Origin of the sequence: Neobacillus niacini (genome assembly GCF_000759675.1) — a bacterium.
Taxonomy (GTDB): Bacteria; Bacillota; Bacilli; order Bacillales; family Cytobacillaceae; genus Neobacillus; species Neobacillus niacini_A.
In genome coordinates, this window is the sequence record NZ_BAWM01000020.1 from 619201 (window position 1) to 636663 (window position 17463).

Consider the following 17463-nt stretch of genomic DNA (forward strand, 5'->3'; position numbering starts at 1 on the left):
TCTGTTGTTCTCCTTTTAAAGCTGAGTTGGCTAAAGGCTGCCCCCTCCTGCAACTAGTGATTAATAATCGCTTTTGAAACATTAAGTTTCGGAAAGCTAGCCATCGCCTTTGGTAGCTCATCCATTGTAAAACGATGAGAAATTAGCGATTTAACATCAACCACTTTTTTATCAATGAGTGAAATAGCTTCTTCGTGCGTAAACGGATTCACAAATGACCCCTTTATTGTTAGTTCCTTTGAAAAAATTTCAAACGGTGAAACAGAGATAACTGTTTCAGGAGCCGCGACTCCAAAGAGTAAAACCTGGCCGCCCTTTGCGGCTGATTTAATCGCTAATTCCATACTCTCCGCTCTCCCTACACATTCAATCACAACATCCACTACTAGATTAATAGCCTTCGATGGATGAATCACTTCATCCGCACCTAACCTATAGAGAAGCTCTCTTTTGTTATCTGCAGGTTCACTAACTGTGATCGACTTTACATTTTGTTGTTTGACCAGTTGTAAAAACAATTGTCCAATAAAACCGCCGCCAATAATGAGGACCTTGCTTAAGGATGAAAGTTGGACCTTCTTAAAACCATGTAAAACACAACCCAAAGGCTCGACAAGTGCTGCCTCTTCAAAGCTCATTTGATCTGGGATCTTGTAACAATTGGCTTCCGGCACCACACAAAACTCACCCATACCTCCATCTCTTGTTACCCCTACTGCCTGAAGATGGCTACATAAATGAGCCCGATTGCTGCGGCAATACTCACAAGTCCCGCAATAAATGTTTGGATCAATCGAAACACGATCTCCTTTTTTGAAGGACGATACTTCGGCACCGACTTCCAATATATCCCCCGCTAATTCATGACCAAGAACAATCGGTGGCTGGACTTCAGCGGAACCGGGATGACCATGGTAAATATGTTGATCGGTTCCGCAAATACCACAGCTTTTCACCTTTACACTTACTTCCTTTGCTGACGGAGATTGATAGGACCACTCCATTACCTTCATTTGCTTTGTCCCTTGTAAAACGGCTGCTTTCATCCTAATAACCCCTTTGTTTTCACACTATTAATGGCCTTAACTCTCAATGTATCCCAAGGAATTTTTTTACCTTCTGCTTGATGTACCTTAATCGTTCTCTTCCCATTTGGCAATAAGTCAAAGAAATTATCCTCAATCAAAAGCTGTTCCATTTCCATTTCAATTGTCACCATTCGGGCGAGCACATTCGTGGAAAGTGTCAATTCATTATTCTCATGGTCCACCGAAACCGTTATTTCAGATTTTTCAAATCGAACTTCCTTTTGATCACGGAAATAATAGAAGTTTTCTTCGGTTTTATTATTTTTTGAGCGGATGACCATAACAGCCTCTTCTGGAAGCAGTCCGCTAAGCGCTTCTTGTTCTAAAACAACGGACACTTGCTTAGATATATTTGGTTCGATTGAAACCATCCAATGCTTTGAGAATACCTTTTCGCCATTGGTTTGATAAACAGCCAGTTCAATTTCATCCTCGTACGCTACTAACCGGTCATTTACAACCCAAACCTTTATCTCTTGATCTGGTTCATGATCAATTGTTAGTAGAACCGGACTGTAGAACTTTCTTGCATAATGATAAGAAGCCTTTGGCAATAAATAATAATCGATCACCGACCAGCTCGTTCCCGGCCAGCAGTCATTTAACTGCCAAAATAAAGCGCCACTCGTATCTGGTTTATTGCGTCGATAATGCTCAATTCCATACTTCAATCCTTCTGCTTGTGTTAACATTGAAAAAGCAATGTATTCATCTAAATCCTTGGGAACTCCTGTATAGCCTTCCATTAGTAAAATTCCTTTTGGATGATGGATATCTTTATTGCGGTACGCCATTTCTTCGCTTCCCCAGAAAAATTGGTCCTTGGGAATATTTCGTTCTAACGTATAGCGATTGGACGAAGCATGCATACCAAATTCACTCGCAAATTTTGTGGTATCATGTTTAAAATTTTTAAACGATAGGCCTTCTACACTGTAATTAACCGTCTGCGGCTCACCAAACGTTCTAGGCTCAATATTTCCGTGCCACACTTGCCAATTATGTGTGTCACCCTCCTCTCTTGAGTTATGGTCATTTCCTCCAAATGGAGAGCTTGGCCAAAACAAGCGAGTTGGGTCAAGTTCTTCTAGTAATTCTGGCATTAATTCATGATAGATTTTCTCTCCGTAAAATGGATGATTGATATCACCTGATGAGTGCAATGCCTCATACAGCCAATCATTCTCATTGTTTCCACACCAAAGAGCCAAACAAGGATGATTACGTAGCCGTTTCACGACATGTATAATTTCCTCTTTAACATTGGCCATAAAGTTTTTATTGTAATCGGGGTAAAGAGCGCACGAAAACATAAAATCTTGCCAGACTAATAGACCAAGACGATTGCACTCATTGTAAAAGACTTCTTTTTCATAAATACCGCCGCCCCATACACGAAGCATATTCATATTCGCATCTTTAGACATTTTGATTAAGTGCTGGTAACGTGAATCTGGAACAGCTCCAATGAAACTATCAATCGGGATCCAATTCGCGCCTTTTGCAAAAATTTTTTTTCCATTTAAAACAAAAGTAAAACAATGATTTCCTGTTTCGTCCTTCCGAAGGACTTCAATGCTTCTAATTCCAAAGTCTTCCTGTTGCTTATCTAATTGCACATTATCAGCAAACAATTCCACCGTTAACTGATAGAGGTTTGGTGTTCCTAGATCATGAGTCCACCATAATTTAGGATTACTTACTTCCAAAACGACTGTGGCTTTTTTACCGACTACTTTTACCTTAGAGGAAAAACTTTCATCTCCATGTGAAAGGTTTACAAGAATCTCATAATCTATTTCTTTTCTAAATGAATCAACGTCTATTTCCACTTCAACGATCGCTTTATCGGGTACAATCGATTTTGTTTTAGCAAATACATGATCGATTTTGGCAAAGGTCCTTTTCTGTAAAAAAACATCCTTCCAGATCCCTGCAGCAACTAAACGTGGACCCCAGTCCCAACCATAATGACTTTGCGCTTTTCGTGTCCAAATCCGCTTTTTACTAAAACCAGACCAATAATATTGCACCTTGTCTTTTACATGAACATGAACGGGATCAAATCTTACGGCTAAAACATTTTTCCCTTTTTTAAGTTCTCTTGCCACTTCAAAAGTATGACTGATAAACATATTCTCTGTTGAACCAAGTTCAACACCGTTCAAATAAACAGTCGCAAACGTATCAAGTCCCTCAAAGATCAACTCATATCGGTCGTCTTTCGTCATTTCATCATGGAACTCAAAGGTGTTTCGGTACCACCATACCTTCTCTTCAACCCACTGGCATTTCAAATCATTGTGTCCGTAAAAGGGATCTTCAATTAATTTTCTGTCTATTAAGGTGGTATGCACATCACCCGGAACAGATGCCGTCATCCAGAAATAATCAATATATTCAGGAGAAGCAACCTCAAGATTACGTGCGGCCCCAACATCAAAATGTTTTATTTTCCAATTATCATGAATCTTCACAAAAGGTCACCTGCCAAAGTTATGTTAAAAAGGCCAAAATCAATAGAGCGATTTTGGCACTTTTTTAGCTATTAGAGATAAGTCAATGAATCAAGGATTTCTTGTAAGCTGAATTCGGCACAAGCCATTGATGTATCAGCAACACCGTAGTACATTTTAACAACATCGCCTTCAACAACAGCACCACATGAAAATACGACATTTCCAAAGAATCCTTCCACTTCATAATTTGCTTCAGGTTCGATAATTGGCTGGTTGGAGCGGGCAATGACCTTTGTTGGATCTTCCAAGTCAAGTAACACAGCACCCATACAATAGCGGTGATCCGAAGTCGCACCATGGTACAGCTCAAGCCAGCCATTCTCTGTTTTAAAAGGAACGGCTCCCCCGCCCATGCGTGCGCTATCCCACATACCTTCACGTAAACCTAGTAAATGCTTGTGGTTTCCCCAATGTAAGAGGTTTGTAGATTCTGCAATCCAAATCTCTGGCTCTCCGACACTTTTAGGTACAGGACGATGTAGGGCATAGTATTTTCCATTTATTTTTTCAGGGAAAATCAATACATCTTTGTTTTCCGGTGCAAAAATCATTCCGTGATGTTCGGTTGTCACAAAGTCTTTTGTGGAAACCATGGATTCTCCAACACCAACCGGTGAAACAGCACTAAAATAAATATAATAAGTATCTTCTATTTTGGTAATCCTCGGGTCTTCAATCCCAAAGGTCTCTAACTCGTTGGATGGATAAACAAACGGTTTTTCATCAATCGTGAAGTGATGACCATCTTTGCTTCGCGCAATCCGCAAGTAGGATAGGGAGGTTAAATAAACAAAACCATGTGGATTTCCACTTTTCTTAATGGTACGTGGATCCGAAAAATCATACTGAGTGTCCTCTAAATTTAATTCTAAAATCTCTAGCTCACGAGTTTCGGGATTGTAAATCGGTGCTTTGACGATAGCAGGATCTTCACTAATTGGGCGCTCAGCTACACGGAGGAGCATAATAATTTCATCGTTATACGTTGTAATCCCCGCATTAAATGCACCAATCACTTCAAAATCTGGTCGATGTGGTGTTATATCCATCGGAGTAACCAATGGGTTCTCTTCATATCTATATATGTTCATTTTCAAATCTCCTCTATGCAATAAGTATCTTTTCTGGTTGATTCTGCATTACCGTTCATATTGTAAAAAAGGGTCTCTGATGGAAATCTTCTGTGCTTCGGCATCACTAATCCCAGCATAAATGTCAGCCGTTCCATCCTGTTTCCGAACAAGTCCGCCACTAAAGACAACATCCTCTAAGTCTGATCTTTTCGATGGACCAGGAAGAAAATTACTTCTTGTAGAGATTAGCTTCATGTCAGAAAATGCACCCGTTTCTGGATCAAGGGCAAATACCATTGGATAATAATGACGACTTCCCTCTTCATCAAAGGAAGCGATATGGCCGAGGACACCAACTAGTCCATTTGCTAATAGGTGCGGCTCGTTCGCGCCACCCCATTGCTGGTCAATAAACTGATTTTCTAGTATAGGAGCTTCATCAATAACAGTAAGAGTCAATTCAGTTAAGGAAGATATTCGAGTCCATCCGATCTTTCCTCTTCCGCCCTTTTCCCCTTGAGGTCTTGTCAATACTCCAATACTTCCGTCCTTTAACTCTACGAGACGAAGGTCCTTCATACCGTCCGGACCTTTTGCAAATTCCTGTAGATCTGCAATGGACTCACCTTTATAAAAAACCGTTCTCCAGCCAAGTTGACCTGCATTAATTGGATGAGGGAAGATTTGAACGCCGCCTACGACTAGCTCTCCTGCAATGCGAGTAAAGAATGGGTCTTGTAACTCAAGAACAGGCGCACTCTCTCTTGGCACCCACTCACCATTTCTCTCGACAAAGAAGTAAACATCGGAGTGCTCACTGTCTCGAGACTCCACTCGTCCTGCAATCACAAGCTCCCCTGAATCCTCAAACGGCGCGCTAATATTATAGACATCTTTTTCACCAACGCCTGTAAAAACAATCTTTTCTGCGTTGGCAGGTTGAGCGTTCGAATTAAATTCCTCCAACAAATGTTCACATGTTTTGACATTCCCTTTATTTAAAACAGCCATTTTCATTAACCTCCTTTAGAATCAAAACTTCATTCTCCATAATCGTGATCACATGGTTACTTTCAAGCGACTTCCGCTTTGTCGAGAGCAACAATTCCACATTCGGATCTATATCAAGCGTTTTTGGTTGATTAGAAAAATTCAAGGCTACTACTATTTTTTCAACCCAATCCTTCCGGACGAAATAGATCATGTCATCTTCGTACCGTAAGAATTCATAATCCCCTGCGAGGAGGGCAGAATGGTTTTTTCGCAGCCTCAGCAGCTTTTTATAAAAAGAAAGCATGGAATCAGGATCTTTTTGCTGGGCTTCCACATTAATTTTGTAAGCATCCTCTGGAATCGTAATCCACGACAGATTCTCTGAAAATCCGACGTTCGAATCAGCAGTCCATTGCATCGGGGTCCGTGATTTATCCCGCGATTTTTCATTGGCTATGACCAACGCTTCCTTATATGACTTGCCAGCTTGTAAAGCCAGTTGATAGTGGGTAATGCCTTGTACATCTTTCATTTTGGAAATATCATCAGTCACCCAATCTCTCATTCCAATCTCATCACCTTGATAAATGAACGGCACACCCTTCGCTGTAAGCATGAAGGCTGCGACTAATTTGGCTCGGTCCTCATCACCGCCAAATCTAGAAAAGTGTCGGGACATATCATGACTCGAAAAGAACAAGGTTGGGATTTGTGCCTGATCATAAACGTTCTCCGTTGCAGCTAATTGCTGATAGAGCTTTTCCACATCAAACGTCTCAATGCTGCCAATATTAAAATTAAAGACAACATCTAATTTATTTAGCCCAGAATATTGTTTTAGTATCGCGAGGTTCTCAGAACCAACCTCTCCAACAAGGAATTTATCTGGATACAGATGAACAAATTCAGCGATTTCCTCAATGACAGCTAAAATTCCTTCTTGGTCTTTATCGTATAAATGATTTTGTTCATTCTTTTCCACATCAAGTGGGTTGTCTTGAAACGAATCATTCACCTTTAAAAAATTTATGACATCAAGCCGGAAACCATCGACTCCTTTTTCCAGCCAAAACTTCATGGTATCTAACATTGCTGCTTTTACATCAGGGTTTGCCCAATTTAAATCCACCTGCTCCTTTGCAAAAGCATGGTAATAATATTGGTTGGTGGTTTCATCGTATTCCCAAGCAGATCCACCAAAGAAAGATTCCCAATTGTTCGGCTCATCCTTCCATATATACCAATCCCGTTTCGGATGGTCCTTTGATGACTTTGATTCTTGGAACCAATGGTGCTTTGAAGAGGTGTGGTTCAATACTAAATCTGCTATCACCTTGATACCGCGTCGATGGGCCTCTTGAATAAAAACTTCGAAATCTGCCATCGTTCCATAATCCGGATCAATTCCATAGTAATCGGAAATATCATAGCCGTTATCAACCTTTGGTGATGGATAAAAAGGGGTAAGCCACAGTCCATCAATCCCCAATTCCTTTAAAAAGTCGAGCTTTGAGGTAATGCCAGCAAAGTCCCCTATTCCGTCACCGTTTCCATCTTTAAAGCTTGGCATATAGATTTCATAAAAAGTCGATTGTTTCCACCATTTAACCATTGTGTTTGAACTCCAATCTCACAAAAACCTCTATTACTTAAGTGTAAATTGCATACCTTCTTGGAACTTTTTCGCAAACAGCAAGAAGATGATGATAATAGGAAGTGTTAATAAAACAGATGCTGCGTACATCGGACCTGGATACCCGCCATATGGTCCGAACATTTGTGATAACAAGACATTCAACGTCAGCATATTATCACTCTTCGCCACTAACATATCCCATAAAAGCTCTGTCCATCTTTCCATAAACAAGAATAAAAATATAACAGTCGTAATCGATTTAGACATTGGCATCACGATTTTGTACATGATTTGCAACTCGCTCGCACCGTCTAGTTTTGCTGCTTCAATAAACGTATCTGGTATAGCTTTAAAGAAGTTCGTATACATAAATACAGCCCATAGACTCATCGCCTTCGGCAAAATCATTCCCCAATAGGAGTCATACATTCCAATTCGTTGAATAACAAGAAACGTAGGAATTAACAAAATGATTGCCGGAAAGAACATTTGAAATAAAATAAAGTTATTAATCGTGTCTCTACCTTTGAACGGCATCTTTGCAAGTGCATAAGCAACCATAATGGCTGTTACCATCATTAAGAGGGTTGAAGCCCCTGAGACAATAAAACTGTTAAAAAAGGCATTAATCCAAGGTCTTGGAATCACCGCTTCTCCTCCACCTAACAGCCATTGATAGGACTGCAAGGTGTACTCTGTCGGAAATAGTTTCTTATCTACTTGATCCCAATCGGCAAACGAATTAAGAACCATATAAATATAAGGAAAAATCATAATCAGTAAGAGAACAACCGCAATTAGGTAACGAAACCATAATCCTTTTTTCTTAGTTCCACCCATTTCGTTTCCCCCACATTTCTAAGAGTTTTCGAATGATAAAAATTGAAATAAACGTCACTACAGAAGCAATAATGGCAACCGCTGAAGCATAACCGGCTTGAAGATTGGAAAAGGCTCTTGTGAAAATCTCCATTTGCCATGTATTGGTTGCAAAATTTGGTCCTCCACCTGTCAATTGATACACCTCGGTAAAAATACCAAACGTCACACCTATGGATAAAATTAATACAGTAAATAATGCGGGGTATAGAAGTGGAAAAGTAATTTTCCAAAAACGCTGCCATGGAGTTACCCCATCAATCATTGCTGCTTCGTATATTTCGGTACCAATGCTTTCAAAACCTGATGTTAAAATCAGCGCATAATACCCAGTAAATTTCCATGCGATAATCACCGCGACCACAAACAACGCCGAAAACGGACTTCCAAGCCAGTTAATATCTAAGCCCAATGAGTTCCGTAGGAATTCATTCACAGGACTGTTATACGATAAAAGCCCTTTTACAATCAGCGAAGAAACAACCCCTGACGCTAAGTAAGGGAGAAAAAAGCCAATTAAAAACAGCCCTTTGAATCTTGGTAAGCCCTGAACGATTAATGCAACAATAATCGAAGACGCGACAACCATTGGTACAAATACAGCCATAAATTTAAAGGTTACCCAAAAGGCACTTTGGACACCCGGACTCTTGAATGCTTCCATATAATTTTCCATACCAACAAAACTAAAAGTTGGTGAGATTAAATTCCAATCTGTTACAGATAAGAACAGGGACCACACAAGTGGGATCAAAAAGAAAACGAATGCATATATAAGATAAGGACTGGCAAATAGCCAGCCCATCCTTCCTTGCTTTGTGCTCATTATTTAAGAGCCCCCTCAATTGCCTTTTGCATGTCCTTCCATCCAGTTTTTGGATCCTTTTCACCTTTTACAACTGGATTGAAAGCATGTTGACCAATAAAGGTCTGAATATCATTGTATTTTGAATTATCCATTGGCGGGATACCATTTGGAACGGCAGCTGCATATGGTTGTAATCCTGGGTTTTTGTCAAAGAACGCTTTAAACGCATCATTTGAAGTTAAATCATCACGTGCAGGCGGCAAGCTTGTTTTTTCAAGCCATTTCGCATCATTTTCTGGGTTTGCATACACCCAATTAATAAATTCCATCGCTGCTTTTTGTTGTTCTTTTGTTGCAGAGGCATAAATGACTAAACCTTTTGTATCAGCAAACGTTTTAACATTTTCAGTATCCATGCCGTCTGGAACTGGCGGCGCTGCTAATGTAAACGTTTCGTTAAACTTCATTTCTGGGAATTTCTCTTCCCAGTACGGAATTGTCCACGGACCAACATCCACGAAAATACCTAATCCACTTTCAAATGGGTCTTTTGACTGTCTTGTTAACAATGCATCCGCTTTACGTAAATCATCCATTAAGCCAAGTACCTGTTCGCCGGCTTTTTGATCAGCTGTGAATTTAGTGCCTTCAACAAACTTGTTACCGTTGGATGCTGCATCATACAACATGAAGAAGTCAAACCATCTTTTCCAAGCAGTTGGATCAGCAAGGTCTGCTTTTGCCCATAAATATTTATCAGGATATTTCGCTTTTAATTTTTCTGCTACATCTAACATTTCACTATACGTTTTTGGCGGTTCGTTATAGCCAAGCTCTTTTAAAACGTCTAATCTCCAGCCAAATAGCATGGGATTTGAGTAAATCGGTAATACATATTGGTGACCGTCAGCAAATTCCCAGCCCTCCATGGTATTCTCCATGTTACGGTTTTTCTTTACTTCGTCCCAACCGTCTAACTCATCTAAGGCTACAATTGCTTTACTCTCAGATAATTGAGCAGCAAATCCACGGTTTATATTTTCTGAAATAGTAGGTGCACCTCCACCCGCTATTGCTGATTGAATACTTGCTTCAGATGTAGGGCTTTCCTTCATCGGGCTGACATTCACTTTAATTTTAGGATTCTCCTTCGTGAACTCCTCCGCTACTTCCTTCCAATATACTTGCTGTGTTGGATTTGGAGCTGCCCAGAATTCAATCGTTGTTACGCCATCTTTATCTGTGCTGCTGCTTTGTTCCTTATTACCAGTAGAGCAAGCAGCTAGACCAGAGACAGTAAGAGAAGCTGCGAATAGGATTGATGCCACTTTTTTCATTTTCATCCCAAATTCCTCCAATTTCTAATTATTGTTACCTAACTTCATAATTGAAATGCAAATACCTTAAATGAATGTAATGTTAAAACAATTATTCTATTAAAGTTTGTAAATTTAATGACCGTTTCACACCTATACGTGGAAACGCTATCATTGTCAATCAAACAAAAGTATAATAGTAGTATAGAGTCTAAAAATCAGGGTACACATCTATATCCCTTATTCCCGCCCATGACAATTACCATTACTAACTTTCAAAATAATTGTTTTGTAATGTAAATAACTACCTTACAACGACAATTATTGCACCTAAAAATAGGAATGTCAAACATTATTTTAGTAGAGATAGATAATTATCATCAAAAATTACGATTAAAGTCACTATTGTAATTTCCTTTTTGTAACGTTACAATAGAATTACAAGATAACCTTACAAATCTAATTACATTAAATATAAGAAAATAGATAAAGGAGAAGGGTTCTATATGAATAGGAAAGTGACGATGCAAGACATCGCCGATCGACTGAATATCTCAAAAAATTCTGTTTCCCAAGCATTGTCTGGGAAGCCTGGGGTTAGCGAGGAGACAAGGCAGCTTGTCCAGAAAACAGCGGATGAATTAGGTTATGATTATTCAAATAGTAGAAATCAAAAACAACCTGATAAAAAAATGACCAGGAATATTGCCTTAATAGCTTCTGAATTTGCATTTTCACTTAAAAGCTTTTTCGGACAAATATACTTAGGCGTCGAAAAAGAATTAAGAGCTCGCGGCATGAATTTATTTATTGAATCAATTGATAAGAATGCACAGGAGAAGTTATCTCTTCCTTCCTTGTTATCCAATCATGAAATTGATGGAATATTAATTTTATCTCATATTAGTACAGACTATATTTCTAAAGTGATTGAAACAGGTATCCCAACGGTTTTAATTGATCACCATGAACCTTATCTAGAGGCTGATTCCATCCTTACGAATAATCGTTTTGGTGCATTTAGGGCGGTAGAACATTTAATTCAATTAGGACATCATGATATCGCTTTTTCAGGGGATGTCGACTTTTCTCCAAGCTATCAAGAAAGATATGAAGGGTACTTGCTTGCTTTAAAAAAATATGGGATAAAACCCAATGAACACTATATCGTAGCCAATGCGCAGGAAAACCAAAATAATATTAAACAGTATATGGATAACCTTCAATCCCATCCTACTGCTTGGTTTTGTGTGAATGATGGTCTCGGTTTTCTTGTAACATCCGTATTGCAGCAAAAAGGCATCAAAATACCCGAAGAAGTTTCTGTATGCAGCTTTGATAATGGGCAATTATCACAAATATCCACTCCGAGAATTACTACCGTGGATATCGATTTAAATTATTTCGCAAAAAAAGCAGTAGAACAGCTATGTTGGCGAATGGAAAATAAAGAGGAACCAATCCAGGAGATATTGCTCCCAACCAAGTTAATTATTAGAGAGTCCACTTCAGAGAGAAAAAGCTAACTATTTACGACTGTGGGGAATGAAGTAAAGATGGATAAAAATCAAGAACAAACCATATACCTGATTTCCGGACCATGCGGGGTGGGTAAATCTACCCTTACAAAGGAACTTTCACGAAAGGTAAAAAAAGCGCTCTTATTCAAGGGGATGACTTCTTATCCATGCCCATGTATGAGAAAGATTCTGAACCACCATGGAGTCGGCCCCCGCTATCTTAATATATAGCGAGGGCTGACCCTTTTGTACATCCCAAAGAATTGTAGTTGAACTATCTTTAATTTGTAAAAAATAACCAAAAATTAGATTCCATTGCTCGTATGAATGAGGTGAGGTGAATTTGATGTACATAAATATCGGCACTTTTATTCTGCAAGATTTCATAAAAACGATCAAATGACATTCCACAAAAAATAGGGACATATTTTGATTGTCCCCATTAATAATTTTTCTATAGAGTTAATGATTAAGCGACTTCCTTATCGGTTTGAGCATCTACTGGTACACGCTTGCCTATTCCAAAAGCGTAATAACTAATGACAACTAAACCTAGAAACACAATCCCTGCTATAAGCGAAATACGTGTGTCATCATTAAACCACATACCGACTAATACCATCATTAAGTACGCAATCGTTAAGTAGTTTGTCACAGGTGCAAAAGGCATTTTAAATGGATGCTTGTCCATCTCAGCTCCTTTTACTTTTCTGAATCGAATTTGACTGATCAAAATGACAAACCAAGGAACCATACCAGGAAGGACACTCGCACTGTATACATAAACAAACAAATTTTCTGGCGCAATGTAACTTAAAATGACGCCAACAGCTAAACCAACTAGCACACCAATGGTACCGAATAAAGGCACACCATTTTGAGATAGTTTCATAAAAAATTTAGGTGCTTGTCCATTTACTCCTAATGTATAAAGCATACGTCCTGCACTATAAATACCACTATTACAGCCAGACATGGCGGCTGTGATCACAACAAAGTTTATTATTCCTGCTGCTGCTGTAATACCAACCTTCGCAAAAGTAGCCACAAATGGGCTGCCAACTGATTGTAGTTGATCCCAAGGATACACGGTTACAATGACAAAAATTGCACCAATATAGAAGATGAGAATACGCCAAATAATACTTTGAATGGCATTCGTTAATGTCTTTTTCGGATCCTTTGCTTCACCTGCTGTAATCCCAATGAGTTCGACCCCTTGATAAGCCGCAACGACAAGAGATAAAGCAAAGAAGAACCCTGACCATCCACCTGCAAAGAAGCCGCCCTGTTCCCAAAGGTTTAAAAATCCGATGGCGTCTCCGCCGTTACCAATTCCGAAGAAAATAAGACCCAATCCCGCAAAGATCATTAATACAATGGTTACGACTTTAATCAGTGAAAACCAAAATTCAAATTCACCAAATGATTTAACCGAGATGAGGTTTGCTGCTCCAAGAATCAACATGGCGATGAAACCTGGAATCCAAGCAGGAAGATCTGGGAACCAATACTGCATGTAAGCCCCAACTGCAATAATTTCAGCCATCCCAACAACAACCCATTGGAACCAGTTACTCCATGCGGTCAAATACCCTGCTAATGGATGGATATACTTATAACCAAATGTAGCAAAGGAACCTGTGCTTGGCTCTAAATACAACATTTCTCCCATAGCCCGCATAATGAAAAAAATAAAAATTCCTGAGATTAGATAAGCAAGCAGTACAGACGGGCCAGTCCATTGAATCGTACTGGATGAACCCATAAATAAACCAACGCCAATAGTTCCGCCCAAAGCAATCATTTGAATATGACGTGATTCTAAGCCTCTGTTCAATTCTTTGTTTGCCACTCCATTTCCTCCTCCATCTAAGATAGTAATAAATCCTTTGTTATGATGAGTCAGACGTCGATTTTTACAATCGACGGAAGCTATTCAATCAATTCCTAGTAGCCTAAAATTATCACTCTACGAGTGACAGGCACCTATAGCACCTTACTTAAGAATGCTTTGGTTCGTTCATGCTTAGGGTTGCCGAATAACGCATTCGGTTCATTTTCTTCAACAATATAACCGCCATCCATGAAAATAACACGGTCTCCAACTTCTCTAGCAAAGCCCATTTCATGGGTAACAACAACCATTGTCATACCCTCTTTAGCAAGCTGTTTCATTACCTCTAAAACATCACCGACCATTTCAGGATCAAGTGCAGAAGTCGGCTCGTCAAAAAGCATAATCTTAGGATTCATGGCTAGTGCCCTGGCGATCGCAACACGTTGCTTTTGTCCTCCGGATTGTTCTCCCGGGTAGCTATTTGCTTTTTCTCTTAGTCCTACTTTATCTAGTAACTCAAGCGCTAATTTTTCCGCTGCTGTTTTCTCTGTAGAATGAATCTTAATAGGTCCCAATGTGATGTTTTCTAAAACCGTTTTATGAGGGAATAGATTAAATTGCTGAAATACCATCCCAACCTCTTGTCTAACTTTGTTAAGATCGACTTTTTTGTCCGTTATATCATGTCCATTAATGACTACTTGACCCCAGAAATCTCTTCCAAGCGATTTAAGCAGCCTAGGAATGTACTCTTTCCTGAACCAGAAGGACCGATGACACAAATAACTTCTTTTTCCTTCACTTCTGCATTAATATCTTTTAATACCTCTAGGTCTCCAAATGATTTTCTCAAGTTTTTTACCGTGATCATGCTCATCGAAGTTGAAACCTCCTCTCTACGAAATTAGCAAGAATGGTTAACAAATAAATGATGATGAAGTAAATGACACCGACAGCCAGCCAAATCTTAAAAGCTTCAAATGTTGCCGAAGCTTGAATCTGTCCTTGCTGTGTTAGATCCGCAATACCAATGACCGATAAAAGCGAAGTATCTTTCAAGCTAATGATCGATTGATTCGTAATCGTTGGGAGCATTCTTCTAAAAGCCTGTGGAAGCACGATATATCGCATCGTTTGCGCACCAGTAAAGCCAATCGATCTTGCCGCTTCCGTTTGTCCCTTATCAATAGATTGAATACCAGCCCTTATAATTTCAGCAAAATAGGCCCCTGCATTGATCGCAACCGTAATGATTCCAGCTGTCGTACTGTTTAAGGAAATTACCTGGAGTGAATTTATACCAAAATAGATAAAGAACAATTGCACAATAAATGGCGTTCCTCGAATCGCGTCTACATAAGCCTTTGCGATCCAGTTTAAGATCTTAAGGGGCGCAAGTCGCAGCAAGGCAATCACTAAACCTATAATAAAACCTAGTAGTATGGCAATCAAAAAGATATAAAGTGTTACTTGAAGCCCTTTTAATAATACGGGCACTGCAGAAACAATAATATCCACCTTTTTCATCCCCTTTCAAAAAGAAGACGCGCTCGCTTTAAGCACGCCTTATCCTATTATTTTATTCACCAAGATACGTTTTTAGAATTTTATCATACGTTCCATCCTTTTTAAGCTCAGCAAGTCCATTATTAATTTTTTCTAATAAATCCTGATTTTCCCCTTTCAATACAGCAATTCCGTATTGATCTCCATTTAAACGATCTCCCACAGTTTTTAATCCAAGATCCTTCTGGGCAAAGCCTCATGAAAGGTTCATGAAGTCCAAAATCTTATGGAACACGCCAAAATGGTACTTATGAACGTTTCATGAAGCCCAAAATTTCTTGGAACGCACAAAAATGAACCTCATGAAAGGTTCATGAAGCCCATAATCTTATTGAGTATTGCTTTTAGTTGGCGGTTTGAACGTTTTGCAAACTGCTTCCATTGCAGCCGCCCTGCCTTATGCGATCATCATGGTCATCATGTGCTTCTCATTAGTGAAAGGGTTAAATAGTGAAGTCGAAGTACAAAGAGGAAATAATAGAAGCGAGTACCATTCCTAAAGGGTCATTAAATGTAAATTAAGCCGTACTTAAAAAATGAAGATAATGTCGTACAAAAAGACGCTTCCAATGAGCGTCTTCTTTACTTTATAACGTCTTGTTAAACTGTGTGAAAAACCCAGGCGGTATTTAGACATAGAAAAACCACCTTTAAAAAAATGGTTGTTTTCTTAAAGATGGTTGTATTAATGAATATCAATTATTTTAAAAACGATCAGGCTAACCGCCATTAGCTTCAAAAATGGCTCCGCAGGTAGGACTCGAACCTACGACCGATCGGTTAACAGCCGATAGCTCTACCACTGAGCTACTGCGGAATAATATAATGTTGTTCCCTAATCCTTTTTTACTTTCGTGTGTCCCCACCTCAGAAAGTAACGCAAGAAGTCGCTCGGTGTGTACAACTCGTAGCATATTCATGAAGCTATGCTCGTCTCTACCACTGAGCTACTGCGGAACAAAAAATATATGATTATGATGGGCCTAAATGGACTCGAACCATCGACCTCACGCTTATCAGGCGTGCGCTCTAACCAGCTGAGCTATAGGCCCTTAATTGGAGCGGGTGATGAGAATCGAACTCACAACATCAGCTTGGAAGGCTGAGGTTTTACCACTAAACTACACCCGCATATTAAAATTTGGAGGCAGCACCCGGATTTGAACCGGGGATAAAGGTTTTGCAGACCTCTGCCTTACCACTTGGCTATGCTGCCCAAACTGTTACAGAGTTGACCCAATTTACTAACATAAAAAGGGCGGCTGATGGGAATCGAACCCACGAATGTCGGAACCACAATCCGATGCGTTAACCACTTCGCCACAACCGCCATGATGGTGGAGGGGGACGGATTCGAACCGCCGAACCCAGAGGGAGCGGATTTACAGTCCGCCGCGTTTAGCCACTTCGCTACCCCTCCATATATAAGACCAATAAAGTTTTAATATTAATGATGGCTCAGGACGGAATCGAACCGCCGACACAAGGATTTTCAGTCCTTTGCTCTACCGACTGAGCTACTGAGCCATACAAATCTATATCAACAGTAGAGTTTTAAAAAACTACTGATATAAAAAATGGCGGTCCGGACGGGACTCGAACCCGCGACCTCCTGCGTGACAGGCAGGCATTCTAACCAACTGAACTACCGGACCGAATTGCGGGGACAGGATTTGAACCTGCGACCTTCGGGTTATGAGCCCGACGAGCTACCGGACTGCTCCACCCCGCGACAATAAAAGTTTACATTTTGCTGAAGTAATAATATGGCGGAGGAAGAGGGATTCGAACCCCCGCGCGGTTTAACCCGCCTGTCGGTTTTCAAGACCGATCCCTTCAGCCGGACTTGGGTATTCCTCCATATTATATAAAATTGCTGGTGGACCTTGTAGGACTCGAACCTACGACCGGACGGTTATGAGCCGTCTGCTCTAACCAGCTGAGCTAAAGTCCTCATATTTGGTAGCGGCGGAGGGGATCGAACCCCCGACCTTACGGGTATGAACCGTACGCTCTAGCCAGCTGAGCTACACCGCCAAATATAAAATTAAGTTATGGTGGAGCCTAGCGGGATCGAACCGCTGACCTCCTGCGTGCAAAGCAGGCGCTCTCCCAGCTGAGCTAAGGCCCCATCTTGTTAATTTAGAAGAATGGTCGGGAAGACAGGATTCGAACCTGCGACCCCTTGGTCCCAAACCAAGTGCTCTACCAAGCTGAGCTACTTC

The 17463-nt window shown here is 40.1% G+C and carries 12 protein-coding genes, 13 tRNA genes and 2 pseudogenes; 2 read left to right on the forward strand and 25 right to left on the reverse strand.

Annotated elements, in window-relative coordinates; genetic code table 11:
* Window positions 1-53: 53 nt before the first annotated feature.
* The 8 genes from TR08_RS12665 to TR08_RS12700 form a co-directional block, all read right to left on the reverse strand.
* Window positions 54-1046 carry a zinc-dependent alcohol dehydrogenase family protein gene (locus TR08_RS12665; RefSeq protein WP_045518531.1) on the reverse strand — a complete coding sequence of 331 codons (993 nt, stop codon included), beginning with the start codon at window positions 1044-1046 and terminating at the stop codon, window positions 54-56.
* Entirely contained in the window at window positions 1043-3565 is a 2523-nt protein-coding gene (locus tag TR08_RS12670) for a beta-mannosidase (RefSeq protein ID WP_045518533.1), read from the reverse strand. Before TR08_RS12670 ends, TR08_RS12665 begins: the two co-directional genes overlap by 4 nt.
* 71 nt (window positions 3566-3636) lie before the next feature.
* The gene (locus tag TR08_RS12675; RefSeq protein ID WP_045518535.1) at window positions 3637-4698 is read right to left on the reverse strand and encodes a BtaManbiosPhlase; all 1062 of its coding nucleotides are present in this window, start codon (window positions 4696-4698) and stop codon (window positions 3637-3639) included.
* 48 nt (window positions 4699-4746) lie between these two features.
* The gene (locus tag TR08_RS12680; RefSeq protein ID WP_045518537.1) at window positions 4747-5691 is read right to left on the reverse strand and encodes an MTP-1 family protein; all 945 of its coding nucleotides are present in this window, start codon (window positions 5689-5691) and stop codon (window positions 4747-4749) included.
* On the reverse strand, window positions 5675-7285 hold the full coding sequence (locus TR08_RS12685) for a glycoside hydrolase family 13 protein (protein ID WP_045518539.1): 1611 nt from the start codon (window positions 7283-7285) through the stop codon (window positions 5675-5677). The genes TR08_RS12680 and TR08_RS12685 overlap by 17 nt, the downstream gene beginning before the upstream one ends.
* 33 nt (window positions 7286-7318) lie before the next feature.
* The gene (locus tag TR08_RS12690; protein WP_370576300.1) at window positions 7319-8083 is read right to left on the reverse strand and encodes a carbohydrate ABC transporter permease; all 765 of its coding nucleotides are present in this window, start codon (window positions 8081-8083) and stop codon (window positions 7319-7321) included.
* Between the two features lie 52 nt (window positions 8084-8135).
* Window positions 8136-9014: a carbohydrate ABC transporter permease gene (locus tag TR08_RS12695; RefSeq protein ID WP_045518543.1), complete on the reverse strand. Its 879-nt coding sequence runs from the start codon at window positions 9012-9014 to the stop codon at window positions 8136-8138.
* Window positions 9014-10333: an extracellular solute-binding protein gene (locus TR08_RS12700; protein ID WP_045518672.1), complete on the reverse strand. Its 1320-nt coding sequence runs from the start codon at window positions 10331-10333 to the stop codon at window positions 9014-9016. Before TR08_RS12700 ends, TR08_RS12695 begins: the two co-directional genes overlap by 1 nt.
* 485 nt (window positions 10334-10818) lie before the next feature.
* Here TR08_RS12700 and TR08_RS12705 point away from each other — a divergent pair, with 485 nt between their 5' ends.
* Window positions 10819-11838 carry a LacI family DNA-binding transcriptional regulator gene (locus TR08_RS12705; protein ID WP_045518545.1) on the forward strand — a complete coding sequence of 340 codons (1020 nt, stop codon included), beginning with the start codon at window positions 10819-10821 and terminating at the stop codon, window positions 11836-11838.
* Between the two features lie 463 nt (window positions 11839-12301).
* Here TR08_RS12705 and TR08_RS12715 read toward each other — a convergent pair whose 3' ends face one another.
* The 4 genes and pseudogenes from TR08_RS12715 to TR08_RS30990 all read right to left on the reverse strand — a co-directional run.
* Window positions 12302-13687: an amino acid permease gene (locus TR08_RS12715; protein ID WP_045518549.1), complete on the reverse strand. Its 1386-nt coding sequence runs from the start codon at window positions 13685-13687 to the stop codon at window positions 12302-12304.
* A 134-nt stretch (window positions 13688-13821) separates the two neighbouring features.
* Window positions 13822-14549, reverse strand: a pseudogene (locus tag TR08_RS12720) (amino acid ABC transporter ATP-binding protein).
* On the reverse strand, window positions 14546-15190 hold the full coding sequence (locus tag TR08_RS12725) for an amino acid ABC transporter permease (protein ID WP_045518551.1): 645 nt from the start codon (window positions 15188-15190) through the stop codon (window positions 14546-14548). The pseudogene TR08_RS12720 and the gene TR08_RS12725 overlap by 4 nt, the downstream one beginning before the upstream one ends.
* Before the next feature lie 61 nt (window positions 15191-15251).
* Window positions 15252-15428: pseudogene (locus tag TR08_RS30990) on the reverse strand (transporter substrate-binding domain-containing protein); the annotation flags it as partial.
* A gap of 148 nt (window positions 15429-15576) precedes the next feature.
* On the opposite strand from TR08_RS30990, the gene TR08_RS31945 reads away from it, so the two are divergent.
* Entirely contained in the window at window positions 15577-15738 is a 162-nt protein-coding gene (locus tag TR08_RS31945) for a BCCT family transporter (RefSeq protein WP_370576296.1), read from the forward strand.
* 242 nt (window positions 15739-15980) lie between these two features.
* Here the strand turns inward: TR08_RS31945 and TR08_RS12730 are convergent.
* From TR08_RS12730 to TR08_RS12790, 13 genes are all read right to left on the reverse strand, one after another.
* Window positions 15981-16055: transfer RNA gene (locus tag TR08_RS12730), tRNA-Asn, on the reverse strand.
* Between the two features lie 161 nt (window positions 16056-16216).
* A tRNA-Ile gene (locus tag TR08_RS12735) sits at window positions 16217-16290 on the reverse strand.
* A gap of 5 nt (window positions 16291-16295) precedes the next feature.
* Window positions 16296-16369 (reverse strand) — tRNA-Gly (locus TR08_RS12740).
* Between the two features lie 11 nt (window positions 16370-16380).
* Window positions 16381-16454: transfer RNA gene (locus TR08_RS12745), tRNA-Cys, on the reverse strand.
* Window positions 16455-16495: 41 nt separating this feature from the next.
* Window positions 16496-16568: transfer RNA gene (locus TR08_RS12750), tRNA-His, on the reverse strand.
* 5 nt (window positions 16569-16573) lie between these two features.
* Window positions 16574-16658: transfer RNA gene (locus tag TR08_RS12755), tRNA-Tyr, on the reverse strand.
* Between the two features lie 34 nt (window positions 16659-16692).
* Window positions 16693-16765 (reverse strand) — tRNA-Phe (locus TR08_RS12760).
* A gap of 51 nt (window positions 16766-16816) precedes the next feature.
* Window positions 16817-16893 (reverse strand) — tRNA-Asp (locus TR08_RS12765).
* A 3-nt stretch (window positions 16894-16896) separates the two neighbouring features.
* Window positions 16897-16970, reverse strand: a tRNA-Met gene (locus TR08_RS12770).
* A 35-nt stretch (window positions 16971-17005) separates the two neighbouring features.
* Window positions 17006-17098 (reverse strand) — tRNA-Ser (locus tag TR08_RS12775).
* Window positions 17099-17115: 17 nt separating this feature from the next.
* Window positions 17116-17191, reverse strand: a tRNA-Ile gene (locus tag TR08_RS12780).
* A 7-nt stretch (window positions 17192-17198) separates the two neighbouring features.
* Window positions 17199-17275 (reverse strand) — tRNA-Met (locus TR08_RS12785).
* 18 nt (window positions 17276-17293) lie between these two features.
* A tRNA-Ala gene (locus TR08_RS12790) sits at window positions 17294-17369 on the reverse strand.
* Window positions 17370-17463: the final 94 nt, after the last annotated feature.